This is a genomic window from Blautia sp. LMAG:36, from assembly GCF_008680535.1.
In the GTDB taxonomy this organism is placed as follows: Bacteria; Bacillota; Clostridia; order Lachnospirales; family Lachnospiraceae; genus Blautia_A; species Blautia_A fusiformis.
This window is the reverse complement of sequence record NZ_NALB01000004.1, coordinates 13697-39216: the sequence shown is the minus strand read 5'-3', so window position 1 is coordinate 39216 and position 25520 is coordinate 13697. Positions and strand designations below refer to the sequence as shown.

Here is a 25520-nt window from a genome sequence, read left to right as displayed (position 1 = left end):
ACGGGAGGAAGAGAATATGCTGAAATTTTTTAAAGGAAAAGATAAAGGAAATTTAATCTATGCACCCTGCAAGGGTAGAGTGGTTCCCCTTGCGGAGGTTCCGGACCCTGTCTTTGCGGATAAGGTACTGGGTGACGGTTTCGCCGTGATCCCGGCAGACGGCAGGATATATGCTCCGGCAGACGGTGAGGTGGCAATGGTATTTGATACGCTTCATGCAGTTACGCTGACAAGCACTCAGGGCGCGGAAATACTGATACATATCGGACTGGATACAGTCACACTTAAGGGCGAACCCTTTAAAGCCCACGTTGCAGCAGGTGACAAGGTTAAAAAGGGTGATCTTCTGATAGAGGCTGATCTGGACAAAATTGAGAAAGCTGGTTTAAACACAATTATTCCGGTTCTGATCTGCAACACAGATGATTACGGAAAGATAAGCCTCCAGAAGGAGGGGGATGTTTCGGCGGATGAAGCCGTCCTCAAGCTTTCATGATCATCTTCATGCAGCTGACAGGCTTATAGCAGCCCGGAGATAGTAGCAATTTTCGGGGTGTTATAACCGGAGTGATCCGGTCAAATATATTTATTTTAAGGGAGGGGAAATATATGAAATTTCTTCAAAAACTGGGAAAAGCGTTAATGCTTCCGGTGGCAGTACTGCCAATCTGTGGTATCCTCATGGGTATCGGATACTGGTTATGTCCGGCAACTATGCAGGGTGGAGACATTCATGGCGCAGCCAATCTGATCGGTCTGTTTCTGGTTAAGGCAGGCGGAGCTCTGATCGACAACATGGCAATCCTTTTTGCTATCGGTGTCGGTGTCGGTATGTCAGAAAAGAATGACGGAACCGGCGGAATTGCTGCACTTGCATCCTGGCTGATGCTCACAACACTTCTTTCTACAGGATTTGTTACAACCATCATGCCATCAATCGCTGACAGTGCAACAAAAACTCTTGCGTTTGACAAAATTGCGAATCCTTTTATCGGAATCCTTGCCGGTATCATCGGATCTACATGCTATAACAAATTCAAGAGCACCAAGCTTCCTGACTGGCTGTCATTCTTCAGCGGCAAGCGCTGCGTAGCGATCATCGCAGGAGTGGTTTCCATTATCGTATCTGCTGTATTACTGTTTGTGTGGCCATTACTTTTCAGTGCACTTGTAGCATTAGGAAAAGCAGTTGCAGGTATGGATGTTGTTGGTGCAGGTATCTATGCATTCCTGAACCGTCTGCTGATCCCTACCGGATTACATCACGCACTGAACAATGTATTCTGGTTTGATACCATCGGACTTGGTGATCTTCAGCACTTCTGGGCAGGTGAAACCTCTGCAGATGTATCCTGGAGCCTTGGAATGTACATGTCCGGATTCTTCCCATGTATGATGTTTGGTATTCCTGGTGCAGCACTTGCAATGGTAAGATGTGCGAAACCTGCAAAGAAAAAAATCGCGATCGGTCTTGTTGCATCTGCAGCGATCTGTGCATTTATCTGTGGTGTAACTGAGCCGTTCGAGTTTGGATTTATGTTCCTTGCTCCTGGCCTCTATGTGATCTATGCATTACTTTACGGTATCTTTACCATGATCACAGTTGCTCTTGGATTCCGTGCAGGCTTCAGCTTCTCCGCCGGTGCGATGGATTTACTTTTCTCATCCTCACTTCCGGCAGCACAGAAGACATGGCTCATCCTTCCTCTTGGAATTGCAGCATTTATCGTATTCTATGTTGTATTCCTTTTTGCCATCAAGAAATTTGATCTGAAGACTCCGGGAAGAGAAGACGATGACGATCTTGAGGCAGAGAAGAATATCGAGCTTGCAAATGATGACTATACTGCTATTGCCGCGAAGATCCTGGAAGGCTGTGGCGGAAAAGAGAACATCACAAGCATCGATAACTGCATCACAAGACTGAGACTTGAGGTTAAGGATATTACAGCTGTAAATGATAAGGTGATCAAATCTGCAGGTGTTGCAGGCGTGATCAAACCTGGAAAAACTTCTGTACAGGTTATTATCGGAACCAAGGTTCAGTTTGTTGCAGATGCATTTTCTGCGCTTTGTAAATAATGGCTTTTTTGGAGTTAGGTATTTGTTAAAATAATTATGGGGGCAGCAGAACTGTGAAAACGGTTCTGCTGCTGTTTTTTGTATACCTTATATTGACCAATACTTTCAAAAAGCGTAGAATGTTACTTCGATAAAAAGCAACCGGTCAGTGCGTTTACAATTGCAATATTTCTACAGGGGGAATGAAGTTAATGAAATCCTGCATATTTCACAAAAAATATCTTTTAGCCGGCATATATATTATTTTTGTTCTGTTTACCTGCTGTAATTCCCGATTTTATCATACACCGCTGGCAAAAATATGTTCCGTAACAGAAAAACAGACTCTGAGCAGAGAAGGAACCAGGGGCTCAAAAGAATATTACTATACTCAGAATATTACGGCACGGATATTAAACGGTTCGCATAAAGGGGAAAAAATAACGGTCTCTAATGAATATACATCTTCTCAGGTTCAGACCAAGAAATATCATAAAGGAGACACCGTTCTTTTAAGCGGTTCAAAGGAAAGCCCCGGAAAAACGATACGTTCTGTAAAAAGGGATGGGTATTTGGCATTACTGGCAGGAGGATTATTTTTTCTTCTGATCTGCATTACAGGAAAGCAGGGATTTTACACGATCATATCACTGATACTGAATACAGTCATATTTGCGTATGGATTTCAGGCTTTTATAGAAGGGAAAAATATTTTAAATATCTGTAATGTCATCGCAGTTCTTTTTTCACTGACTACATTGATCTGCTTAAATGGAATTCATAGAAAAACATTTTCCTCAGTTCTTTCAACACTGTGTGTTCTGTTTCTGATCATGGCATTGTTTGAATTTTCTATTTATATGTACGGAGATCTGGATTATTCCAATCTGGAATACCTTGGAAGTACAGGCAATTCAGCAGATATATTCTGGGCAGATATTATGCTGACAGGACTTGGTGCAATTATGGATGTGACGGTGACGATCAGCGCAGCAGTAGGAGAGATCGTGCGGAAAAATCCATCGGTTTCTCTGAGAAGACTGATACATTCCGGTCGTGAAATCGGATATGATATTATGGGAACCATGATAAATGTACTGCTGTTTGTTCTGGCAAGCGGCATGATTCCCATGTTCATACTTAAGATGAATAATGATATGAGCTTTATAACGATCGTGAGATACCACATTCCATATGATATCTGTCGTTTTCTGATAGAAAGTATTGGAATTGTACTGGCAATACCGGTATCTGTTTTTATTGCTTCAGCGATTATGAAAATACCATCACGGAAAAGGGGTGTCAGAGAATGATCATTTTTCTTGCATTGATTTTAATTTTTCTGGTGATCTTGATTGGCGGAGAGCGTGGAGCCATGTCAATTATGACACTGGCGGGGAATATTGTAATTTTGTTTTTTTCAATTATGCTGATGTCTGCCGGTTTTCCTGTACTGCTTCTGATATTGGTGGCAGGTGCAGGTGTCTGTTATATTTCTCTGTTTTATCAGAACGGAAATAATCCAAAGACGCGGGCGGCTTTTCTGGCTACACTGCTGGTAATGTTACTTTTGTTTATTCCGATTTATATTATTACGTGGAGATCAGGAAGTTACGGGTTAAATGAGCTGCAGATTTCGGAAGACGATTTTATGTATTATTACAGTACGGACCTTCATATTAACATGCTTCATGTAGGAATATTTGTAACTGTTTTCAGTACTCTTGGGGCTGTTATCGATACAGCATTATCTGTAACATCTTCTGTATATGAAGTCTGGACTCATAAAAACAGTCTGACAGCGAAAGAGCTTACAGCTTCCGGCTATCAGGTTGGGAAAGAAATTATCGGTACAACGGTAAATACGTTGCTGTTTGCTTATCTTGGAGGAACTATTTTATTATTTTCATACATTCAGACACAGCAATATAGCCTGGAGATCATTCTTAATTCCCAGTTCCTATTCCAGGATGTTGCAGTCATGCTATCTGGTGCGGTAGCCTGCCTTATTACCGTCCCGGTATCGATTAGATGTATTATTCGACAGATCTCATGAAGCATATCTCCACTGCACTGAATACGGAATCCATGGTCCCGATACAGATGTTCTTTCCTGTATTCAGCAGACGTGGGCTCTCTTTTATGAAAGCAGTTATTATATTTATGTATTTATGGGAGTGTTTTTACAGGCAGTTCCATTTCTGATCCTGGGAGTCCTTCTATCTTCGGCGCTTCAGACATATGTATCGGAAAAATGGATCGTAAAATTACGGAAAATGTGAAGAAAGTGTGAAATTAGCACTCGCCTATTGACAGTGCTAATAATGCGTGTTATAGTACATACAGAACAAAGGAAGAGAGAAAAAAGAAATCTTCCGGAGAAAGTTCTTACAGAATTTGCAGATGTTTTCAGAAACAGTAAATTAAAAACGCCTGCGCAGCACGCAGCGAATATAGATCAGGAGGAATGAGTTATGTTAATGCCAAGTATTTTCGGAGAAGATTTATTTGATGATTTTATGGGATATCCGACAGGCCGTCAGGCAGCTGCCAATGCTTATCCTCAGGTGAAGGATATGATGAAGACAGATATCCGTGATGTAGATGGCAATTATGAACTGGAGATCGATCTTCCGGGATTTAAGAAAGAGGATGTGAAGATCCAGCTGAAGAATGGTTATCTGAACATTCAGGCAACCAGAGAAGAGAAGAAGGACGAGAAGGATGATAAAGGTAAATATGTTCGCAGAGAACGTTATACAGGAACCTGCAACAGAAGCTTTTATGTAGGCTCGAGCATTAAGCATGAAGATATCCATGCGAAATATGAGAACGGAATCCTTCATGTAACCTTCCCGAAGGAAGAGACCAAGAAAGAAGCAGAAGAGAAGAAATTTGTTTCTATTGATTGATCAGCATTTATTGTGAAGCCCCGGTACTGGATTGCAAGCTCCGGGTGATGGAATATAGCATAATAACAATATCCGGAACAACCCAAACGGATATTGCAAATATTAAAGCTCCAAATTGCACATTGCATTTGTTTATATAAATGAATATAACCCCCTTTTTTCCACCCCTCTGCCAATGCCTGGCAGAGGGGTTCTTTACGTTTCAGCCTGAAGTACAGAGGTGAATTTTGATTATTGTTTACTGGTAATATTCCGCGAAGCGTGTTGCTGAGAACGGAGTGAACAGTAACGAATTCTGATTAACTTTACACTCTTTCCTCACTCTGTTATACTTGGAACAGGTAAACAGCGGAAATTCGGCAATACTATAAAATTGGGGAAAGAGTTTTTACAGAGGTGAATATATGGGAGATAAGATCAAGGTTATCATGGACTGTGATCCCGGAATCGATGACGGGATCGCACTGGCATATGCGGCAGCACATCAGGATGAACTGGAGCTGCTTGCAGTGACGACATCTGCAGGAAGTACCAGGATAGAAAGAGTGACCCAAAATGCACTGGAGCTGGTGGATTTTTACGGACTGAAGGTTCCGGTGGCAGGAGGCCAGGACCGTCCTCTTGTGAAAGCGGCAATTTATGCGGAAGAATTTCACGGAGAGACAGGGCTTGGTCATTGCGTACTGCCGGAAGCAAAATCAGAGGCTGCTTCTGACAATGCAGTGCTTTTTATCCGTGACATTCTGAATGCCATTCCGGAGGGCGAGCAGGTAGTAATGATCGAAACTGCACCAATGACTAATCTTGCACTTCTGTTGAAGGTTTTTCCTGAAATAAAGAATAAGATCAGAAAAATTGTTTTTACAGGCGGCGCAGCAAAAGGCGGAAACATCACACCGGCAGCGGAATTCAACATCTACGCAGATCCGGAGGCGGCAAAGATCGTATTCGATTCCGGAATCCCACTGATCATGTGTGGACTGGATGCTACCCTGAAATGTAATCTCACCAGAAACCAGATCATGAAGCTGTGCCAGTCCGGTGATCCGGCAGCCAGAGCCTGTGGAGATATGGCTGGCTACGTACTTGAAAATTTTTCCAAATATCGCTGCGTGGCAAGTATCCATGCTGCTGTACCGTTTATGTATCTCATCCATCCGGAGTTCTTTAAAACAGAAAAAGTATTCCTGGATGTGGATTGTTCAGATGGTGCCGGACGGGGTGCCACATTATGCGATTTCCGCTGGTGGCTACACGAAGAAGACGAAATGAAAGATATGATTCTGACAGATGCAGATACAGAAAGCTTCCAGCAGGAGCTGTTTGAAGCGATTTATTCTGTGTCCGAATGCAAAAATATGAAATAGCCGGACAACGATCCGGAAACAGCTGCATTTATGAAGCAGCTGAGCAGTCAGATAAGAGGATAGAAAACCCATGAACTATATTGTATTTGACCTGGAATGGAACCAGAATCCGGATGGAAGAAGACATCCGGATAGTCGGCTCCCGTTTGAGATCATAGAGATCGGGGCAGTAAAATTAAATGAAAAAAGAGAGATCGTTGATACCTTTCAGTGCCTGATCAAGCCCAAAGTGTACCACTGGATCCACGACAGTATCCATGAAGTGATCCACGTGGATTATCATGAACTGGAAAAAGGCATCCCTTTTCCAAGGGCGATCCGCAGATTTCTGGAATGGTGCGGGGAGGAGTATCGCTTTTTTACCTGGGGAGACCAGGATGTGATGGAACTTCAGCGCAATATGAAATACTATAATCTTTTGAAGCTGATGCCAGGACCGGTGCATTACTACGATGTGCAGAAACTTTTCAGCATAAAATTCGAGGATGGAATATCCAGGCGTTCCCTGGAATATGCTACAGACTACCTGCGGCTTCCCAAAAACCGGGATTTTCACCGGGCCCTGGCAGACGCCAGCTATACTGCCAGGATACTCCTGGAGATCGATGAAGCCTGTATGATCCGCCATCCGTCCCTGGATGTATATCAGAATCCAAAATCCAGAGACAGCGAGATCTATATTTCCTATACAGACCATGACAAGTTTGTGTCCAGGGAATTTGTATCAAAGGAGCGTCTGATGAAGGACCGTACCATGGTAAGTACCATGTGTCCCATTTGCAGATGCCCTGCCAAGAGGAAGATCCGTTGGTTCAGTACCAACAATTCCAAGGTATATTACAGCCTTGCCCTTTGCCATGAGCATGGACCTGTTGCCGGAAAGATCCGGATTCGAAAAACCGATGAGGGAAAATATTTCGGGGTGAAGACCCTGAGAGCAGAAGATACAGAAGCGGCGGATGAGATCCGTGAAAAGCACGAATCTCTCCGCCGCAGGAAAATGTTACGAAGCCAGGAGAAGATCTGATACGATGTTTCGTTCGTATTGCATTCCCCATCCGACCATTTGTTTCTTATAATAATATTTGCTTTTCAGACGCAGTGGGCCGACAGCATTCTGAAGAACGGCCTGGCGTTTGTTAAGCTGTGATTTTTTGATACCTTTTGGAAGAGTCACATAAACCTTTGTCTGATAATAAAACGGATAGGTGTTTCCGTTATTCTTAAGGATATATTTGTCACAAGGGAGTACCTTAAACGGGACTGGCTCCATGGACACCTTCATATCCACCTTTTCAAAATTTTCAAAACCATAATTAAAAAGAGAAGCGGTATCGCTGTAAGCATTTGCCGCGGAAGTAGAATTCAGGATCACGGCTACCAGCGTTATATTTCCTCGTTTGCAGTAGGTGACAAGTGTGTTGCCGGATGCATCCGTGTAACCTGTTTTTCCGCCACGGACGCCTTCATAATAATATTCGCCGTTTTTCATCATCTTGTGATGATTGAGCAGCTGGCGGGCTTCCGCAAATTTATTGGTAGGCGGGATCTCGTAATAACGTTTGGTGCAGTATCGCCGGAAAAGAGGATTCAGCCAGGCGGATTTGGCGATTTTTGCCATGTCGGAGGCTGTGGTGTAATGATTCTCATCCGGAAGACCGTTGGGATTGTTAAAGTGTGTGTTCTTGCAGCCAAAAAGCTTGGCGCGCCAGTTCATGAGTTCTGCGAATTTCTTTACAGAGCCGGAAACTTCTTCCGCAACGGCGACAGACATTTCATTAGCGGACTGGAGCATGACAGCCATCAGGGCCTGATCCCTGGTGAATTTTTCACCGGGAGCAGCATAAATACTGGAATCTCCGGCAGTTACACTGGTGGAAGCTTTTTCAGATACGGTAATGTTTGTCTTAGCGTTCAGATTTTCGCAGGCAAGCAGTGTAGTCAGGATCTTCGTGATGCTGGCAGGGTAGAGCTGTGTGTCCGCATTTTTGGAATAAAGAACGGCTTCTGTATTTACATCCATAAGGACTGCAGCCTGTGCTTCGATGCCGGGACCTTTGGGCCACCCGTCAATGGAATCGGTGTCGGCAGCCTGTGAATAATAGCTGGAGTGAGCAGGCGTGACTGCTGCTGCCTGACCATCAGGAACCGGTGTGGCAGTGACGATAGGATCACCATATTCATCGTATCCATAGGCAGCCGCCGCGCAGGGAGCTGCGCCTGTGAGCAGGATCCCTATGCCGAGAATGCCTGCAAAGATCCGGCACAAGGATCGTTTTTTCATATTTTTCATAACAAGATACCTTTCAGTGATAAATCCGGGCGAGAAGGTTATTATTCATTTGAGGATCAGTAACCGAAAAAATCTTGCCCGTTTTGTGATGAGGTGCAGTATTTCATTAATTATAGCATTGTATTAATGAAACGCTGTATTTTGGCCCTCAAGATTCTGTAGTAGTATACCACTTTCCTCCCGGAAAAACTACTTGCAGTCTGTGAAAATTCCATTAAGAAGAAGTGAACATACATATAATAAGAAAAATCCATGAAAACACTTGACATATGGATTTTCCCCAACCTATAATAGACAGCGTATATAGAAAAAGCTGTGATGGAGACAGTAGGCCATATGGAAAGCTTGCAGCGAACTGGGGATGGTGGGAGCCTGGGACGAGTAAATATGGCGGAATATCACTCCTGAGCTTCAGTTCCGAAGTTGTCCGGCAGCAGCCGGAAGAATATCTGATATACAGATGATCATTAAGTAAGAACTGACGGATTTCCTCCGTTACAGGGAACATATATCGGCAGATACAAAGAATTGTCCGCCATGAACAGACATGGAACAACAGCCCGCGCCATAACACAGAGCATAAGAACACAGCAGAAGACGCAAGGATCCGGACACAGGCCCGTATAATGTAACAGGTGGTACAGCGAATCAGACTTCGTCCTTTTACAGGATGGGGTCTTTTTTTATAAGTGCCCGAAGCATTGGCACGAACAGGTATCTGTGAAGAAACAATCCGCTGTGGCCTTACAGATGAGGCAGCAGCCAGTAATCAGACACAGGAGGTAAATATTGTGTATCGTAAAGTTGACACGAATCTGAATTTTGTTGACCGTGAAAAAGAAGTCGAGAAATTCTGGAAAGACAACAAGATTTTTGAAAAGAGTATGGACAGCCGTAAAGAGGGCGAGACATACACATTCTATGACGGACCGCCTACCGCAAATGGTAAGCCACATATCGGACACGTTCTGACACGAGTTATCAAGGATATGATTCCGAGATACCGTACAATGAAGGGGTACATGGTTCCGAGAAAAGCAGGATGGGATACTCACGGACTTCCGGTTGAGCTTGAGGTTGAGAAGAAGCTTGGCCTTGACGGCAAGGAGCAGATTGAGGAGTACGGAATGGAGCCGTTCATTCAGCAGTGTAAGGAGAGCGTATGGAAATACAAGGGAATGTGGGAGGATTTCTCCTCTACCGTTGGTTTCTGGGCTGACATGGAGCATCCGTATGTAACATATGACAACAATTTCATCGAGTCCGAGTGGTGGGCGCTGAAAGAGATCTGGGAAAAAGGTCTTCTTTATAAAGGCTTTAAGATCGTTCCTTATTGCCCACGCTGTGGAACTCCGCTTTCCGCACAGGAGGTTTCTCAGGGCTACAAGACTGTTAAAGAGCGCTCTGCGATCGTACGTTTCAAGGTTGTTGGTGAGGACGCATACTTCCTGGCATGGACAACAACACCATGGACACTTCCATCCAACGTTGCACTTTGTGTAAACCCGGATGAGATCTACTGCAAGGTAAAAGCTGCAGACGGCTATACCTACTACATGGCAGAGGCGCTTCTGGACAAAGTTCTCGGCAAGCTTGCAAAGGATGACGAGCCTGCATATGAGATTCTTGAGAAATACAAAGGAACAGACCTTGAGCATAAAGAATACGAGCCGCTTTTTGCATGTGCAGGAGAGGCAGCAGCAAAACAGCACAAAAAAGCTCACTTCGTAACCTGCGACAGCTACGTTACCATGAGCGATGGTACCGGTATCGTTCATATCGCACCTGCATTTGGTGAGGATGACAGCCGTGTCGGACGTGAGTATGACCTTCCGTTCGTACAGTTCGTAGACGGACAGGGTAACATGACCAAAGAGACACCATACGCAGGTGTATTCGTAAAGAAAGCGGACCCGATGGTTCTCACAGACCTTGACAAAGAGGGCAAGCTTTTTGATGCACCGAAATTCGAGCATGATTATCCGCACTGCTGGAGATGTGACACACCGCTTATCTACTATGCACGTGAGTCCTGGTTCATCAAGATGACTGCAGTAAAGGATGATCTGATCCGTAACAACAATACTATCAACTGGATTCCGGAGAGCATCGGTAAGGGACGTTTCGGTGACTGGCTTGAGAACGTTCAGGACTGGGGTATTTCCAGAAACCGTTACTGGGGAACACCACTGAATATCTGGCAGTGTGAGTGCGGACATATGGAATCCGTAGGAAGCCGCCAGGATCTCTATGAGAAGAGTGGTGACGAGCGTGCGAAGACCATCGAGCTTCATCGTCCATACATTGATGATATCACCATGAAGTGTCCGGATTGCGGCAAGACCATGCACCGTGTACCGGAGGTAATCGACTGCTGGTTCGATTCCGGAGCAATGCCTTTTGCACAGCATCATTATCCATTTGAGAATAAAGACCTGTTCGAGCAGCAGTTCCCGGCAGACTTCATCTCCGAGGCTGTTGACCAGACAAGAGGATGGTTCTACTCCCTTCTTGCTGAGTCCACACTGCTTTTCAACAAGGCTCCGTATAAGAATGTAATCGTTCTGGGACATGTACAGGATGAGAACGGACAGAAGATGAGTAAGTCCAAGGGAAATGCCGTAGATCCGTTTGACGCACTGAACAAATACGGCGCAGATGCGATCCGCTGGTATTTTTACATCAACAGTGCTCCATGGCTTCCGAACCGTTTCCACGGCAAGGCAGTTGTAGAGGGACAGAGAAAGTTCATGAGCACTCTGTGGAACACCTACGCATTCTTCGTACTGTATGCGAACATTGACAATTTTGATGCAACTAAATATACTTTAAATTACGATAAGCTTCCGGTTATGGATAAATGGCTGCTTAGCAAGCTGAATACCATGGTGAAGACTGTCGATGCGGATCTTGATTCCTACAAGATTCCGGAGGCTGCAAGAGCACTCCAGGAATTTGTTGACGATATGAGTAACTGGTATGTAAGAAGAAGCCGTGAGCGTTTCTGGGCAAAGGGCATGGAGCAGGATAAGATCAATGCTTACATGACACTTTACACAGCACTGGTAACAGTTGCTAAGGCTGCAGCTCCGATGATCCCGTTCATGACTGAGGATATCTACCAGAACCTTGTAAGAAGCATTGATGCAGACGCTCCGGAGAGTATCCATCTCTGCGATTACCCGGAGGTAAACGAGGCATGGATCGACAAGGATCTTGAGGCAAACATGGAAGAGCTTCTTGAGATCGTTGTTCTCGGACGTGCATGCAGAAATACCGCAAACATCAAGAACCGTCAGCCGATCGGAACCATGTATGTAAAGGCTGAGAAAGCTATGGATAAATTCTACACAGATATCATCGCAGATGAGCTTAACGTAAAAGAAGTGAAATTCGCAGATGATGTAGAGTCCTTCATTTCCTACAGCTTCAAGCCGCAGCTTCGTACAGTAGGACCGAAATACGGCAAGCTTCTGAACGGCATCCGTACCGCACTCTCCGAGATCGACGGAACCGCAGCAATGAAAGAGCTGAGAGATAATGGTGTTCTCGTTCTTGACATTGACGGAAACAGAGTCGAGCTTGCAGAGGAAGACTTATTGATCGAAACAGCCCAGAGCGAGGGCTATGTGACAGAGACAGACGGTGAGACATCCGTTGTCCTTGATACAAACCTTACACCTGAACTGATCCAGGAGGGCTTTGTCCGCGAGATCATCAGCAAGGTTCAGACCATGCGTAAAGAGGCTGGTTTCGAAGTCATGGATAAGATCATCGTCTATGCAAAAGATAACGATAAGATCATGGATATCATGAAAGCAAACCAGGATGAGATCAAACGTGAAGTACTGGCAGAAAACATTATTCTGGGAGAAGCAGAGGGTTACACCAAGGAGTGGAACATCAACAAAGAGGCTGTAACACTGGGAGTATCCAAAGTACAGGAGGAAAACTAATGATTGACAAGCAGTTTGAGAAAGAGGAATTCAAAAAAAGTGTAAAAGAAAACGTAAAATTCCTTTATCGAAAAACACTGGAAGAGGCTACACAGGAGCAGATCTTTCAGGCTGTAAGCTACACTGTGAAGGACGTGATCATTGACAACTGGCTCAAGAGCCAGAAGGCGTATGAAAAACAGGACCCGAAGATCGTATATTATATGTCCATGGAGTTCCTTATGGGCCGTGCCCTTGGAAACAACCTGATCAACCTTGGTGCATACGGCGAGGTTAAGGAGGCTCTTGAGGAGCTTGGACTTGACATTAACTGCATCGAAGACCAGGAGCCGGATCCGGCTCTTGGAAACGGTGGACTTGGAAGACTGGCAGCATGCTTCCTGGATTCTCTTGCAACTCTGAACTACTGTGCATACGGATGCGGAATCCGTTACCGTTATGGTATGTTCAAGCAGGAGATCCGTGACGGTTATCAGGTAGAGGCACCGGATAACTGGCTGAAGAACGGCTATCCTTTCGAGCTCCGTCGTCCGGAGTATGCAAAAGAGGTTCATTTCGGCGGATATGTACGCGTTGAGTGGGATCCGGTGAAGAGCGAGAATAAATTCATTCATGAAGGATATCAGGCAGTTAAGGCTGTTCCTTACGATATGCCGATTACAGGTTATAATAATGATGTTGTAAACACACTTCGTATCTGGGATGCAGAGCCGATCGTAGACTTCAACCTTGACTCTTTTGACAAGGGTGATTATCACAACGCAGTAGAGCAGGAGAACCTTGCACGTACTATCGTTGAGGTACTTTATCCGAATGATAACCATATGGCAGGTAAAGAGCTTCGTCTGAAACAGCAGTACTTCTTCGTATCTGCCAGCCTTCAGGCAGCGATTGCCAAATACAAAAAAACACACGACGACATTACCAAGCTTCATGAGAAGGTTGTATTCCAGATGAATGATACTCATCCGACAGTTGCAGTTGCAGAGCTGATGCGTATTCTTATCGATGAGGAAGGTCTTGGCTGGGATCAGGCATGGGATATCACAACAAAATGCTGTGCTTACACCAACCACACCATCATGTCCGAGGCACTTGAGAAATGGCCGATCGAGCTGTTCTCCAGACTGCTTCCGCGTGTATACCAGATCATCGAGGAGATCAACCGTCGTTTCATTCTTGAGATCCAGCAGAAATATCCTGGAAACTTCGAGAAGATCAAGAAGATGGCGATCATCTATGACGGACAGGTTAAGATGGCTCACCTTGCGATCGTTGCAGGATACTCTGTAAACGGTGTTGCACGCCTTCATACCGAGATCCTCAAGAATCAGGAGCTGAGGGATTTCTATGAGATGATGCCTGAGAAGTTCAACAACAAAACAAACGGTATCACACAGAGACGTTTCCTTGCTCATGGAAACCCGCTTCTGGCTGACTGGGTAACAGACAAGATTGGACCGGACTGGATCACAGATCTTTCCCAGCTTTCCAAGCTTAAAGTTTACGCAGACGATGAGAAGGCTCTTCAGGAGTTCATGACCATCAAGTTCAAGAACAAAGAGCGTCTTGCAAAATATATCCTGGAGCACAATGGTGTTGAGGTTGACCCGCACTCTATCTTCGATATCCAGGTTAAGAGACTTCATGAGTACAAACGTCAGCTTCTTAACATCCTGCATGTGATCTATTTGTACAACCAGATCAAGGCACATCCGGAGATGGATTTCTATCCAAGAACATTTATCTTTGGTGCAAAAGCTTCCGCAGCTTACGCACGTGCAAAGAAGATCATCAAGCTGATCAACTGTGTGGCAGATGTTGTAAACAATGATGCTTCCATCAACGGCAAGCTGAAGGTTGTATTCATCGAGAACTACCGTGTATCCAACGCTGAGATCATTTTTGCGGCAGCAGATGTTTCCGAGCAGATCTCCACAGCAAGTAAAGAGGCTTCCGGTACAGGTAACATGAAATTCATGCTGAACGGTGCTCCGACACTTGGAACCATGGATGGTGCTAACGTTGAGATCGTACAGGAGGTTGGCGAGGAGAATGCATTTATCTTCGGTATGAGCTCCGACCAGATCATCAACTATGAGAACAACGGCGGTTACGATCCGGACTTCATCTACAACACAGATCCGGAGATCCGTCAGGTACTGATGCAGCTGATCAACGGAACCTTCTCCAGCGATACAGAGATGTTCCGTGATATCTACAATTCACTTCTCGACAAACGCAACATGCCGAGACCTGACCAGTACTTCATCCTTGGCGACTTCCGTTCCTATGCAGAGGCACAGAAGCGTGTTGAGGAAGCATATAAGGATGAGAAACGCTGGGCTAAGATGGCACTTCTCAATACAGCATGCAGCGGTAAGTTCACATCCGACAGAACTATCCAGGAGTATGTAGATGATATCTGGCATCTGGATAAGGTTATTGTGAAAGAGAACTAAGATATAGAAAGTAATCTGCAAAATATTACCATAAAATAAATTTCCACACAAAAACAGGGCGCGTCAGAAGTGGCGACGGCCCTGTTTTTTGTGTGGAAATTATGCCGGATTGATGACGATCCGGTTCCGCCTGGCCAGTGCAATGGCGATATGGCAGCCTTCCGCGATGGCGCAGGCTTTATCGGCAAAGCTGATGATCCAGGCTTCCCTATTGCGTGGAAGAGGTCCCAGAGGGAACATATGTGAGAGTATCGCATCCAGCTCTCTGTCTGTGACATCAAAGTGTGTGGCACTGTTGTCTGCGGCAGCCTTCGGGTGATAAAACGCCTGATGCTCACCGGTTGGTGTCTCCGCCCTGAAGTCATAGGGACAGAAATCGTGGAGAAGCCCTGCCCTTGCGGCGGCTTTCTCGTCACATCCCAGCTTCCTGGCAATGAACCAGGAGAGGTAAGAAACATTGATACTGTGCATGAGCCGTGTGGTCCACTGGTGGTGGGTGTACAGGCTCAGCTTCAGGAACTCTCTGTTACAGAGGATGTTCTTCACAAGCTCATGATATTCCTGTGAGACCTCATCCGACACCGTGATATCCATCGGCAATCACCTTCTTTCTTTTGTTTATAATTTCATTATGACGATTATGGAGAAAAATGCAATAAAGTTTATATTTTTTTTATAAATTAGTTGAGACAAATTTTTTCAGAATGGAATCTTCTGTTTTTCATCTGTTTTCCATGACCGGAGATATGGTATAGTAATGAACAGAATTGGTGTCAGTGAAAATATTATGAAAAGACGGAGGAGAGAGAACGAATATGAAACCAGAAAAACTGATTGAAGTACTTTCTGTTGCAGAACGATTAAAAGATGCAGTGCGTCATTGCTATACATCTGGAGGCAGGCGGGAGAGTGTTGCGGAGCATTCCTGGAGAATTTCTCTGATGGCATATTTTGTCAGCGACGAGTTTCCGGAGGCAGATCTTCTGAAGATCATGAAAATGTGTCTGATCCATGATATGGGAGAAGCTTTTACCGGGGATATCCCAGCTTTTGAAAAAACAGTAAAAGATTCAGAAAAAGAAGCCGATGTGCTGGGTGAATGGGTGAAAACTCTGCCGGAACCATTTGATAAAGAGATGGCAGAACTGTATCAGGAAATGGAAGCACAGCAGACTCTGGAATCCAGAATCTACAAAGCTTTGGACAAACTGGAAGCGCTGATCCAGCACAATGAATCCGACATCAAAACCTGGATCCCACTGGAATATAACCTGCAGATGACCTACGGAAATGAACAGGTGAAATTCTCAGATTATCTGACGGAGCTTCGGGAGCAGGTAAGAGCAGATAGTGTGCGGAAGATTGAAAAATCTGTACACTAATTTGCACATCTCCATCAGAAACATTAAAAAAGAGGGAACCATTTTACGTGGTTCCCTCTTGTAAAAATTCCGATTTTATGCGGATTTCTTATTTACCAAAGTATCTCTTAAGCAGTCCAGCGAATGCTTTGCCGTGTCTTGCTTCGTCTTTAGCCATCTCATGTACTGTGTCATGGATTGCGTCAAGGTTAGCTGCTTTCGCACGTTTTGCAAGGTCGAATTTACCTGCTGTAGCGCCGTTCTCAGCCTCTACACGCATCTGAAGGTTCTTTTCTGTGCTGTCTGTTACAACCTCACCAAGGAGCTCTGCGAATTTAGCTGCATGCTCTGCTTCCTCGTAAGCTGCTTTCTCATAGTACATTCCAACTTCCGGATATCCCTCTCTGTGAGCTACTCTAGCCATTGCAAGATACATACCAACCTCAGAGCACTCGCCCTCGAAGTTAGCTCTCAGATCTGCAAGGATGTCCTCGCTGACGCCTTTAGCAACGCCTACAACATGCTCAGCTGCCCATGAGAGCTCGCCTTCCTGTTTCTGGAATTTAGAAGCTGGTGCTTTACATACTGGACAGGCTTCCGGTGCCTGCTCGCCTTCATAAACATATCCACATACTGTACATACCCATTTAGCCATAGTAATGATCTCCTTTTCTTTTTTGAAATATATTGTTTATTTTTGTTTCTTTTGAATTAATAATAGTAATTATTACTATTTTATAGTATCATATGATCTTTATTTTGTCAAGCTTGTTTTTCTTCTTTTTTCAGGCATTCCTTGCAGATCCCATAGAAGCTTGCGTCTACGTCAAAGACTTTTCCGTGGATAAATTCTGCAGCTGCCTGTTCAAGAATTCCGTTAAGGCTGTCTGACTGCATATCGATCACCCGGTTGCATCTGGTACACATGAAATGTGAGTGTGGTGCGACCCTTCCATCGTAGCGATCCGCGCTTCCGAAATTGGTCAGCTTCCGGATCTCACCGATGTCACTGAGAAGAGAAAGATTACGGTAGACAGTTCCGAGGCTGATGTTCGGGTAGATCTGTCGAAGATTCTCGTATACTGTATCTGCCGTTGGATGATCTGTTCTGGATCTCAGAAATTCCTTGATGGATTCTCGCTGACGGCTGTATTTAAGTGCTGCCATAATGTCCTCTCCTTTCGGTAATAGTAATTATTACTGATATTATAATACATGACAGAGGGAGGTTTGTCAAGAGGTTTTGATCTGATTATCCTGAAATATTTTCATTTTATGAGCTGGATGTAAATAAGTATTTTTACGCTGCAGGTGTAGTGGATATTTGCAACCATGCAGGGGACTTACCTGATTCGGTTAAATGGTGAGAACTGGCAGTCAGATGTCTGACAGAGTGTTTGTTATAAGGAATATTGTGTCCTTAATGATGAGATTTTATCAATAAAGATTTGTGTTGAAAATTTTTAAAAAATAAGTTGACACAGACTAACTATGGTAGTATATTTACAACAGTTAGATAAATCTAACTAACGTGTAAAGGAGAATGCAAATGACTTGTGAAAAATTTGAATCTGTCATGGGTTATCATTGTTCCCCTGTATTAATGGGAATGAAACCGGCGAATCTTGTTTCCTTTTCCAAGGAAAAAATGCCGGAACTGCCGGAGATCATTTCGGATTATGAGGAGAGTCTTAAACGGGAAGGTATCCGTATGGAGATCATCTGTGGATGCAGGAAGCATTATCTTCTTCTGGTGTACCGGCCGGATATGCTTCAGGAATATCTTAAGCAGGATGAAGCCAGGAAACTTTTGCTCCAGGATGGGTATAATATAGATGGTTCTCTGGATGAGATGATCGCTCGTTTGAAGGAGAGATTTTTTCATAAGACGGAGTTTCCTCATGAAATCGGACTTTTCCTGGGTTATCCCATTGAAGACGTGAAGGGTTTCCGGAAATTCGGAGGCAGTGGCTGTAAGATGTGTGGTTATTGGAAGGTTTATGATAATGTGGAGCAGGCTCGCAGGATTTTTGACAGCTATGATAAGTGCCGGGAGTTTACTGCGGCGCAGATCCGTGCGGGGTATTCGATTTTGCAGGTTGTTGGTATGAGGCATCTCTGTACATCTCAGATGTGCGTATAATATAAAGTTTAAAAACAGGAGGTTTTTGAGATGAGCAAGGTAGGAATTATTTACTGGTCTTCTACAGGTAACACAGAGGCTATGGCGCAGGCTGTTGAGGAAGGTGCCAAGGCTGCCGGTGCGGATGTTGAGATTATGGAAGTGGCTGATGCGGATGTGGATAAAGCGCTTTCTTTTGATGTTCTGGCTCTTGGTTGTCCGGCTATGGGGGATGAGGAGCTTGAGGAGGGTGAGTTTGAACCGTTCTTTTCTGATCTGGAAGGTAAACTTTCCGGTAAAAAAGTTGCACTTTTCGGTTCCTATGACTGGGGCGACGGAGAGTGGATGAGAACATGGTGCGGCAGAGCAAAAGACGCAGGCGCAGAGCTTGTTGAGGATGAGGGTCTCATTGTAAACAACACTCCTGATGATGAAGGACTTGCAGCTTGCCGTGAACTTGGCGGAAAACTCGCATAAGATTTGTTAGATTTCAGATAAATAAAAACTGAGCAGAGCATTGGATTTTCAAACACCAACACCATCCGGACAGAAGAGATAGACATCTTTTTTGTCCGGGTGGTGTTTTATTTTGAACAAAAATATCTGCTTATTACTTTGAGGAAATATAGAAGAAATGAATATTAAGACAAAAAATCCTTGTTGATTTTAATATTTACGTGTCCTAAAATAGATAAAAATGAAATAAAGCAGGAAAGTGAGGGATGCCGGATGACGCGGGAGGAAGCGGAACAGTATTTATATTATGCGATGACAATTGGTGAACAGCTTCTTTGCTGCGGAGCAGAGGTTGGACGTGTGGAAGATACCATACGGCGGATCTGCCTGGCATATGGAGCCACCCGGGCAGATGTTTTTTCTATCACATCCAGTATTGTGACGACTATTTATGGAGAGGATTTCGGTATTTGCACCCAGACGCGGCGTGTGCCGGGAATGTCCAATGATCTGGGACGGCTGGATGACCTGAACCAGCTTTCCAGATACATCTGTGAGTATCGGCCGAAGCCGGAGGAGATCCAGAAGGGGCTGGAAAAGATCCGGGATAAACAAGGATATTCTTTTAAAACGCAGATTTTGATCTATGCTGTAATTTCAGGTTCTTTTTCCGTGTTTTTCGGAGGAGATGTCAACGATATGATCGCTTCTGCGCTGATTGGTATCGCCCTGAAGCTGTTTGAGGCTTTTGTAAAAAAGGGCGCATTAAACTCGCTGCTGACAGTGCTTCTTTGCTGCGGGGCCGGCGGAGTACTTTCCAATCTTACAGTTCTGATCGGGCTTGGACATCATGCGGATCTGATCAGCATCGGAAATATCATGCTTCTGATACCGGGAATTGCATTTACCAATTCATTGCGCGATATGTTTTCAGGAGATACCATTACAGGTTTGATCCGATGTATGGAGGCACTTTTGCTGGCATTGGTCGTGGGCCTTGGTTTTACGGTGGCGAATCTGTTGTTTTAACCGAATCAGGGAAGTTCTCTTGAAGGTTGCGAAAAGCAATAAGCAGTGAATGAGGAGTTTAGATACTGCATCAATTGCGGAGTAGCGAAATGCAGCAGATGATGGGAGTATTTGAGAGTAGTTATGATTTTATTCAGGAGGAAAACATGCGGGAAATCATACAGCTGGTCGTATCCTTCACAGGATCCCTCGGCTTTGCGGCATTATTTAATATCCATGGAAAAAAACTCTGGTTTGCGGCATTGGGTGGATGTCTGTCCTGGGCTGTATATCTGGCAGTAGAGTTCATAACGCCAAGTCCGTATGTGTGCGGTTTCTGGTCAACAGTAGCTATTACTTTGTATGCAGAATGTATGGCAAGAATTCATAAAACGCCGGTAACTGTATTTCTGGTTTCTGCGACAATTCCGTTGATTCCGGGAGCAGCACTTTACCGGACAATGAACTGGATGTTGATGAAGGACTGGGCAAAATTCCAGAAAGACGGAATCTATACGATCCTTTTTGCGGTGAGCATGGCAGCAGGAATGACGCTGACAACCATTGCGTTCCGGATGGCGTGGCGGTGGATGTACAGGCAGAGGAGAATGTAATACAGTATCGAAATTCCCCGTTTACAAACCATCGGAAATGTGTTACGATTTTCCCATATGGAAAACTCATGGAAGAAGAGAGTACATGTGTACACCGTACTACAGGGAAATCCCCGGAGGACTTTTTAGATGCAGGCTGTGATGTAGTTGAGGTCATAGATCTGCAGCAGGGTGAATGGTAAAGGTTCACTTTATGCAGGAGTTCTGAGACTGAGAGGGATGTGCAGGCGCAGATGGAAGATGGCTTCGGAGAGGCATTGCTGAACCGGTTTAAACGCGATAAGCGAAGTGTGAATGTCCGATTTAACGGACACCGGCAGGTAGTGACAGGACCGCCTGTTATAGCGGAAGGGTATAGAGCTTGCTGTACCTGATGAGGTTTTTGCCGCGAGGCAGGAACGAAAAGAAGTGGTAACACGGGTAATAACTCGTCTTCTCATATCGTTATGGTATGAGAAGGCGTTTTTTTATGTCGCTGAGAATTACTTGGTAATCTTCCAATGTCCCCGGACAGGAATTTTCCTGTTCTGACGGAATATATTTTCAGTCCGTTATGAGTAAGTACACAATTTATTTTTATATTTATGGAGGAAAGAAAAGATGGAAAAGCAGAGATATTATATCAGCACTGCCATTGCGTACACATCCGGTAAACCGCATATCGGAAATACCTATGAGGTTGTTCTTGCGGATGCGATCGCACGTTTTAAAAGACAGCAGGGCTATGACGTATATTTTCAGACAGGTACTGACGAGCATGGCCAGAAGATCGAGCTGAAGGCTGAAGAGGCTGGTGTTACACCGAAGGAATTCGTAGATAACGTTTCCGGCGAGATCAAACGTATCTGGGATCTGATGAATACATCCTATGATAAATTCATCCGTACAACAGATAAAGACCATGAAGAGCAGGTCAAAAAAATCTTCAAAAAAATGTATGCAAAGGGAGATATCTACAAGGGTCATTACGAAGGAATGTACTGTACACCATGTGAGTCCTTCTTCACAGAGTCCCAGCTTGTAGATGGCAAATGTCCGGACTGCGGACGTCCATGCGTACCTGCCAAGGAAGAGGCATATTTCTTCAAAATGAGTAAATATGCAGATAAGCTTATTGACTACATCAACACACATCCGGATTTCATCCAGCCGGAGTCCCGTAAAAACGAGATGATGAACAACTTCCTTCTTCCGGGACTTCAGGATCTCTGTGTATCCAGAACATCCTTTAAATGGGGAATCCCGGTAGATTTCGATCCGAAGCACGTTGTATATGTATGGCTGGATGCCCTGACAAACTATATCACAGGTATCGGCTATGACTGCGACGGAAACAGCAGCGATAAATTCAACAAATACTGGCCGGCAGATCTTCACCTGATCGGAAAAGATATCATCCGTTTCCATACCATTTACTGGCCGATCTTCCTGATGTCTCTGGATCTTCCGCTTCCGAAACAGGTATTCGGACATCCGTGGTTGCTTCAGGGCGATGGAAAAATGAGTAAATCCAAAGGAAATGTAATTTATGCAGATGAGCTGGTTGAGTTTTTCGGTGTAGATGCTGTCCGTTATTTCGTACTTCACGAGATGCCATTTGAGAATGACGGTGTGATCACATGGGAGCTGATGGTTGAGAGACTGAATTCCGACCTTGCAAACACACTTGGAAATCTTGTAAACCGTACAATTTCCATGTCCAACAAATATTTTAACGGAGTCGTTGAGAACAAGAATGTTACTGAGCCGGTTGATGAGGATCTTAAGAGCTTCATCCTTCAGGTTCCGAAGAACGTTTCCGCAAAAATGGACAAGCTTCGTGTGGCAGATGCTATCACAGAGGTATTCTCTCTGTTTAAACGCTGCAACAAATATATCGACGAGACAATGCCATGGGCACTTGCAAAGGATGAGACAAAGCAGGATCGTCTTGCAACAGTTCTCTACAACCTGGTTGAGGGAATCTGCATCGGCGCATCTCTTCTGAAATCCTTTATGCCGCGTACAACAGAGCGTATTCTTGTACAGCTCAACGCAAACGAGAGAACTCTTGAGGAGATGGAGCAGTTTGGTCTTTATCCTTCAGGAAACCGCGTAACCGACAAACCGGAGATCCTTTTTGCGAGACTTGACCTGAAAGAGGTTCTTGAGAAGGTTGAGAAGCTTCATCCGAAGAAAGAAGAGCCGAAAGAAGAGCCGAAGGAAGAGGTAGAAGAGGAGAAAACAGAGAATGTGATCGATATCGAGGCAAAGCCGGAGATCACTTTCGATGATTTTGAGAAGCTGCAGTTCCAGGTTGGTGAGATCATCGCCTGTGAGGAGGTTAAGAAATCCAGAAAACTTCTCTGCTCTCAGGTTAAGATCGGAAGTCAGGTTCGTCAGATCGTATCCGGAATCAAGGCTCATTATTCCGCAGAGGAAATGGTGGGCAAAAAGGTTATGGTCGTTACAAACCTGAAGCCTGCTAAGCTTGCCGGAATCCTCAGCGAGGGTATGATCCTCTGTGCAGAGGATGCAGACGGAAATCTTTCCCTGATGGTACCGGAGAAAGAGATGCCTGCAGGCGCTGAGATCTGTTAAGTATAGACAGATATGGAATTGAATCATTTTGATAAAAACGGCAATGCTGTTATGGTGGATGTGTCCGACAAACCGGTCACTCACCGTACGGCAACAGCCACGGGTTCCATTCAGGTAAGCCCGGAGATCATGGCCGCGGTAAAAAGCGGAAATGTGAAAAAGGGTGATGTACTTGGTGTGGCCCGTGTGGCAGGTATCATGGGTGTGAAGCGTACTTCTGGGCTGATCCCCATGTGCCATCCACTTCCCATCCAGAAGTGTTCTGTGGATTTTGAGACGGATGAGGATGCGGGAGTGATCCGTGTATTCTGCACGGTAAAAACAGAGGGAAAAACAGGCGTGGAGATGGAGGCCCTGACAGGTGTTCAGGTGGCGCTTCTTACCATTTATGACATGTGCAAGGCAATTGACAAGCACATGGTCATGTCTGATATCCATCTGGAAGAAAAAACAGGAGGCAAAAGCGGAGATTTTCGTTTTGAGGAAAAATAATGATAGACAGGTGCGGAAGAAATATTGATTATCTCAGGATTTCCGTAACTGACAGATGTAATTTGCGGTGTATTTATTGTATGCCGGAGGAGGGAGTGCAGCATGTGGAGCGCTCCCTCATTTTGCAGGAAGAGGAAATTTTGAGGATCTGCCGGGTGATGGCAGAGCTGGGTATCCGGAAGATCAAGCTGACCGGTGGGGAACCGCTTGTACGGACGCGGATGCCTCAGCTGGTGGAAAAACTGAAAAATATGCCGGGGATCGAGAAGGTGACTCTGACTACAAATGGTGTGCTTCTGAAAGATCAGATGAGTGATTTTGCCCGGGCGGGGCTGGACGGATTGAATATCAGCCTGGATACGCTGGATGAGGCCTGCAGCAGGAGGATCACGCGGCGGGATGAACTGGGGCGGACGCTGGAAGGGATTTTGGAGGAAATGAAGTATCCGGAGATTTCACTGAAGATCAATTGTGTGCCTCTTGGGATCCCGGAGCAGGATCTTTGCCGGGTGGCGCTTTTGGCTAGGAATCACAGGGTGCATGTGCGGTTTATTGAGATGATGCCCATTGGGATGGGAAAAGAATTTCATGGGGTGTCGGAGGAGGAACTGCTTCGGATCCTTGGGGAAAAGCTTCCGCGGTTTTCGCCGTATGTTGGGGAGCCCCTTGGGAATGGACCGTGTCATTATTATGATGTGGATGGTTTTTCCGGAAAGATCGGGTTTATCAGCGCGGTGAGCCATAAGTTCTGTGGGGAGTGTAACCGGATCCGGCTGACTTCTCAGGGTTTTTTGAAGACCTGTCTGCAGTATGCGGCGGGAAGGGATCTTCGGGAGGTGATCCGCAGTGGTGGTTCGGATGAGGTGCTGAAGGCTGTGATCCTGGAGGCTCTGGCGGAGAAACCGGACGGGCATGCTTTTGGCGGAGGTCTGAAGAAACAGAAGGATGATAAGACGGAGAAGCTTTGTATGGCTCAGATCGGAGGTTGAGTGATGAAGAGAGTTGCTGTGATCACTTCTAGTGATAAGGGGTACAGAGGAGAGCGGGAGGATCTTAGTGGTCCTGCTGTGAAGGAGATTATGGAGGCGGCCGGGTATGAGGTTGTTTCTGTGGATGTTTTGCCGGATGACCGTGGGATGCTTGGGAGCCGGATGGCTGAGATCGCAGATCTGGGGCTTGCGGAGCTGATCCTGACTACGGGTGGTACCGGGTTTTCTCAGAGGGATGTGACACCGGAGGCTACGGAGGATGTGATCGAGCGGCGTGTGCCGGGGATTCCGGAGGCGATGCGGGCGTTTAGTCTGACGATCACGAAGCGGGCGATGCTGAGCCGGGCTACGGCCGGGATCCGGAAGGGGACGTTGATCGTTAATCTGCCGGGGAGCCCTAAGGCTGTCAGGGAGTGCCTGGAGGTTATTATTGAGGCGTTGGGGCATGGGATTGAGATTTTGACCGGCGATGCTGGAGAATGCGGACGGTAGTGTGCGGTGTATACTTGTATTAACGAACGGACGCCCAACGGAGGCAGGGCCAGTACGGTGACACGCTGCGCGGCCTGTTCGGCTGCGTCGCTGGTTTGCTGCCATTCGCGCCAACTCGCCTGCGGCTCAAACAGGGCGCTCGGTGGCAGCAGCTATACTCGCCTCTCGACGGCCGCTCCGCTAACGTCACCGTACTGGCCCTGCCTCCGTTGGGCTGGTTGTTGAATGTGGTAGGTTTTATGATTAAAATTCATCTCCAGCGATTCATAATTCCTGAGGCTTGAGAGTTACATGTGGTAGGTTTTGGAAATCAATATTGCTGGTGTGATATAGGAATAAATTTGGTAACGATGTG

23 protein-coding genes are annotated in these 25520 nt (G+C 45.4%); 19 read left to right on the top strand and 4 right to left on the bottom strand.

The annotated features are described in order from the left end of the window. Positions 1 to 16: 16 nt before the first annotated feature. From CCC17_RS04420 to CCC17_RS04390, 7 genes are all read left to right on the top strand, one after another. Positions 17 to 496, top strand: coding sequence for a PTS sugar transporter subunit IIA (locus tag CCC17_RS04420; protein WP_015526406.1), 480 nt, complete (start codon positions 17 to 19; stop codon positions 494 to 496). 113 nt (positions 497 to 609) lie between these two features. Further along, the gene (locus tag CCC17_RS04415; protein ID WP_287082581.1) at positions 610 to 2082 is read left to right on the top strand and encodes a PTS transporter subunit EIIC; all 1473 of its coding nucleotides are present in this window, start codon (positions 610 to 612) and stop codon (positions 2080 to 2082) included. Between the two features lie 551 nt (positions 2083 to 2633). Beyond that, positions 2634 to 3374 carry a YibE/F family protein gene (locus tag CCC17_RS04410; RefSeq protein WP_287082579.1) on the top strand — a complete coding sequence of 247 codons (741 nt, stop codon included), beginning with the start codon at positions 2634 to 2636 and terminating at the stop codon, positions 3372 to 3374. After that, positions 3371 to 4117 (top strand): YibE/F family protein, encoded by a 747-nt coding sequence (locus CCC17_RS04405; protein ID WP_114002476.1) that lies wholly within the window; start codon positions 3371 to 3373, stop codon positions 4115 to 4117. Before CCC17_RS04410 ends, CCC17_RS04405 begins: the two co-directional genes overlap by 4 nt. A gap of 418 nt (positions 4118 to 4535) precedes the next feature. Further along, complete coding sequence (locus tag CCC17_RS04400) at positions 4536 to 4973, top strand: Hsp20/alpha crystallin family protein (RefSeq protein WP_015526401.1); 438 nt, start codon at positions 4536 to 4538, stop codon at positions 4971 to 4973. 404 nt (positions 4974 to 5377) lie between these two features. Next, positions 5378 to 6340 carry a nucleoside hydrolase gene (locus CCC17_RS04395; protein WP_015526400.1) on the top strand — a complete coding sequence of 321 codons (963 nt, stop codon included), beginning with the start codon at positions 5378 to 5380 and terminating at the stop codon, positions 6338 to 6340. Between the two features lie 70 nt (positions 6341 to 6410). Beyond that, positions 6411 to 7367 carry a 3'-5' exonuclease gene (locus CCC17_RS04390; RefSeq protein ID WP_287082578.1) on the top strand — a complete coding sequence of 319 codons (957 nt, stop codon included), beginning with the start codon at positions 6411 to 6413 and terminating at the stop codon, positions 7365 to 7367. Here CCC17_RS04390 and CCC17_RS04385 read toward each other — a convergent pair. Continuing rightward, positions 7344 to 8633, bottom strand: a complete 1290-nt coding sequence (locus tag CCC17_RS04385) for a D-alanyl-D-alanine carboxypeptidase family protein (protein ID WP_287082577.1) — start codon at positions 8631 to 8633, stop codon at positions 7344 to 7346. The two genes, CCC17_RS04390 and CCC17_RS04385, sit on opposite strands and share 24 nt — an antisense overlap. 791 nt (positions 8634 to 9424) lie before the next feature. Here CCC17_RS04385 and ileS point away from each other — a divergent pair. Further along, positions 9425 to 12589 carry an isoleucine--tRNA ligase gene (gene ileS / locus CCC17_RS04380; RefSeq protein WP_287082732.1) on the top strand — a complete coding sequence of 1055 codons (3165 nt, stop codon included), beginning with the start codon at positions 9425 to 9427 and terminating at the stop codon, positions 12587 to 12589. Beyond that, positions 12589 to 15051 (top strand): glycogen/starch/alpha-glucan phosphorylase, encoded by a 2463-nt coding sequence (locus tag CCC17_RS04375; protein ID WP_287082574.1) that lies wholly within the window; start codon positions 12589 to 12591, stop codon positions 15049 to 15051. Before ileS ends, CCC17_RS04375 begins: the two co-directional genes overlap by 1 nt. A gap of 99 nt (positions 15052 to 15150) precedes the next feature. On the opposite strand, the gene CCC17_RS04370 is transcribed toward CCC17_RS04375, so the two are convergent. Next, entirely contained in the window at positions 15151 to 15645 is a 495-nt protein-coding gene (locus CCC17_RS04370; RefSeq protein WP_287082573.1) for an HD domain-containing protein, read from the bottom strand. Between the two features lie 221 nt (positions 15646 to 15866). Here CCC17_RS04370 and CCC17_RS04365 point away from each other — a divergent pair, with 221 nt between their 5' ends. Next, a complete protein-coding gene (locus CCC17_RS04365) occupies positions 15867 to 16433 on the top strand; it encodes an HD domain-containing protein (protein ID WP_118752642.1) in 567 nt (188 codons plus the stop codon). A gap of 88 nt (positions 16434 to 16521) precedes the next feature. On the opposite strand, the gene CCC17_RS04360 is transcribed toward CCC17_RS04365, so the two are convergent. Both CCC17_RS04360 and CCC17_RS04355 read right to left on the bottom strand, forming a co-directional pair. After that, a complete protein-coding gene (locus CCC17_RS04360; RefSeq protein WP_119240844.1) occupies positions 16522 to 17067 on the bottom strand; it encodes an NADH peroxidase in 546 nt (181 codons plus the stop codon). A 107-nt stretch (positions 17068 to 17174) separates the two neighbouring features. Then, the gene (locus tag CCC17_RS04355) at positions 17175 to 17579 is read right to left on the bottom strand and encodes a Fur family transcriptional regulator (protein ID WP_015526389.1); all 405 of its coding nucleotides are present in this window, start codon (positions 17577 to 17579) and stop codon (positions 17175 to 17177) included. Between the two features lie 382 nt (positions 17580 to 17961). Between CCC17_RS04355 and CCC17_RS04350 the strand changes: the two genes are divergently transcribed. From CCC17_RS04350 to CCC17_RS04310, 9 genes are all read left to right on the top strand, one after another. After that, positions 17962 to 18555 (top strand): DUF3793 family protein, encoded by a 594-nt coding sequence (locus tag CCC17_RS04350; protein WP_158293319.1) that lies wholly within the window; start codon positions 17962 to 17964, stop codon positions 18553 to 18555. 30 nt (positions 18556 to 18585) lie between these two features. Continuing rightward, entirely contained in the window at positions 18586 to 19011 is a 426-nt protein-coding gene (locus CCC17_RS04345; RefSeq protein WP_118515241.1) for a flavodoxin, read from the top strand. 252 nt (positions 19012 to 19263) lie between these two features. Then, positions 19264 to 20019, top strand: a complete 756-nt coding sequence (locus CCC17_RS04340) for a threonine/serine exporter family protein (RefSeq protein ID WP_021653091.1) — start codon at positions 19264 to 19266, stop codon at positions 20017 to 20019. An 89-nt stretch (positions 20020 to 20108) separates the two neighbouring features. Continuing rightward, positions 20109 to 20612 carry a threonine/serine exporter family protein gene (locus CCC17_RS04335; RefSeq protein ID WP_015526384.1) on the top strand — a complete coding sequence of 168 codons (504 nt, stop codon included), beginning with the start codon at positions 20109 to 20111 and terminating at the stop codon, positions 20610 to 20612. Then, complete coding sequence (locus CCC17_RS04330; protein WP_138276935.1) at positions 20585 to 20794, top strand: hypothetical protein; 210 nt, start codon at positions 20585 to 20587, stop codon at positions 20792 to 20794. The genes CCC17_RS04335 and CCC17_RS04330 overlap by 28 nt, the downstream gene beginning before the upstream one ends. 418 nt (positions 20795 to 21212) lie before the next feature. Continuing rightward, positions 21213 to 23192, top strand: coding sequence for a methionine--tRNA ligase (gene metG / locus CCC17_RS04325; protein ID WP_161210067.1), 1980 nt, complete (start codon positions 21213 to 21215; stop codon positions 23190 to 23192). A 12-nt stretch (positions 23193 to 23204) separates the two neighbouring features. Then, complete coding sequence (gene moaC, locus CCC17_RS04320) at positions 23205 to 23684, top strand: cyclic pyranopterin monophosphate synthase MoaC (protein ID WP_287082571.1); 480 nt, start codon at positions 23205 to 23207, stop codon at positions 23682 to 23684. Then, entirely contained in the window at positions 23684 to 24673 is a 990-nt protein-coding gene (gene moaA / locus CCC17_RS04315; protein ID WP_287082569.1) for a GTP 3',8-cyclase MoaA, read from the top strand. The genes moaC and moaA overlap by 1 nt, the downstream gene beginning before the upstream one ends. Positions 24674 to 24676: 3 nt before the next feature. Beyond that, a complete protein-coding gene (locus CCC17_RS04310) occupies positions 24677 to 25165 on the top strand; it encodes a MogA/MoaB family molybdenum cofactor biosynthesis protein (RefSeq protein ID WP_015526380.1) in 489 nt (162 codons plus the stop codon). The last annotated feature ends 355 nt before the right edge of the window (positions 25166 to 25520 follow it).

Bases quoted from the DNA above. Each gene is read 5' to 3' on its own strand.
- CCC17_RS04405 (WP_114002476.1), top strand. From the start codon at position 3,371: ATGATCATTTTTCTTGCATTGATTTTAATTTTTCTGGTGATCTTGATT.
- CCC17_RS04360 (WP_119240844.1), bottom strand. From the start codon at position 17,067: ATGGCTAAATGGGTATGTACAGTATGTGGATATGTTTATGAAGGCGAG.
- CCC17_RS04345 (WP_118515241.1), top strand. From the start codon at position 18,586: ATGAGCAAGGTAGGAATTATTTACTGGTCTTCTACAGGTAACACAGAG.
- metG (WP_161210067.1), top strand. From the start codon at position 21,213: ATGGAAAAGCAGAGATATTATATCAGCACTGCCATTGCGTACACATCC.
- CCC17_RS04385 (WP_287082577.1), bottom strand. From the start codon at position 8,633: ATGAAAAATATGAAAAAACGATCCTTGTGCCGGATCTTTGCAGGCATT.
- CCC17_RS04400 (WP_015526401.1), top strand. From the start codon at position 4,536: ATGTTAATGCCAAGTATTTTCGGAGAAGATTTATTTGATGATTTTATG.
- CCC17_RS04415 (WP_287082581.1), top strand. From the start codon at position 610: ATGAAATTTCTTCAAAAACTGGGAAAAGCGTTAATGCTTCCGGTGGCA.
- moaA (WP_287082569.1), top strand. From the start codon at position 23,684: ATGATAGACAGGTGCGGAAGAAATATTGATTATCTCAGGATTTCCGTA.
- CCC17_RS04395 (WP_015526400.1), top strand. From the start codon at position 5,378: ATGGGAGATAAGATCAAGGTTATCATGGACTGTGATCCCGGAATCGAT.
- CCC17_RS04365 (WP_118752642.1), top strand. From the start codon at position 15,867: ATGAAACCAGAAAAACTGATTGAAGTACTTTCTGTTGCAGAACGATTA.
- CCC17_RS04355 (WP_015526389.1), bottom strand. From the start codon at position 17,579: ATGGCAGCACTTAAATACAGCCGTCAGCGAGAATCCATCAAGGAATTT.
- CCC17_RS04375 (WP_287082574.1), top strand. From the start codon at position 12,589: ATGATTGACAAGCAGTTTGAGAAAGAGGAATTCAAAAAAAGTGTAAAA.
- CCC17_RS04350 (WP_158293319.1), top strand. From the start codon at position 17,962: ATGACTTGTGAAAAATTTGAATCTGTCATGGGTTATCATTGTTCCCCT.
- CCC17_RS04390 (WP_287082578.1), top strand. From the start codon at position 6,411: ATGAACTATATTGTATTTGACCTGGAATGGAACCAGAATCCGGATGGA.
- moaC (WP_287082571.1), top strand. From the start codon at position 23,205: ATGGAATTGAATCATTTTGATAAAAACGGCAATGCTGTTATGGTGGAT.
- CCC17_RS04420 (WP_015526406.1), top strand. From the start codon at position 17: ATGCTGAAATTTTTTAAAGGAAAAGATAAAGGAAATTTAATCTATGCA.
- CCC17_RS04310 (WP_015526380.1), top strand. From the start codon at position 24,677: ATGAAGAGAGTTGCTGTGATCACTTCTAGTGATAAGGGGTACAGAGGA.
- CCC17_RS04340 (WP_021653091.1), top strand. From the start codon at position 19,264: ATGACGCGGGAGGAAGCGGAACAGTATTTATATTATGCGATGACAATT.
- CCC17_RS04370 (WP_287082573.1), bottom strand. From the start codon at position 15,645: ATGGATATCACGGTGTCGGATGAGGTCTCACAGGAATATCATGAGCTT.
- CCC17_RS04335 (WP_015526384.1), top strand. From the start codon at position 20,109: ATGCAGCAGATGATGGGAGTATTTGAGAGTAGTTATGATTTTATTCAG.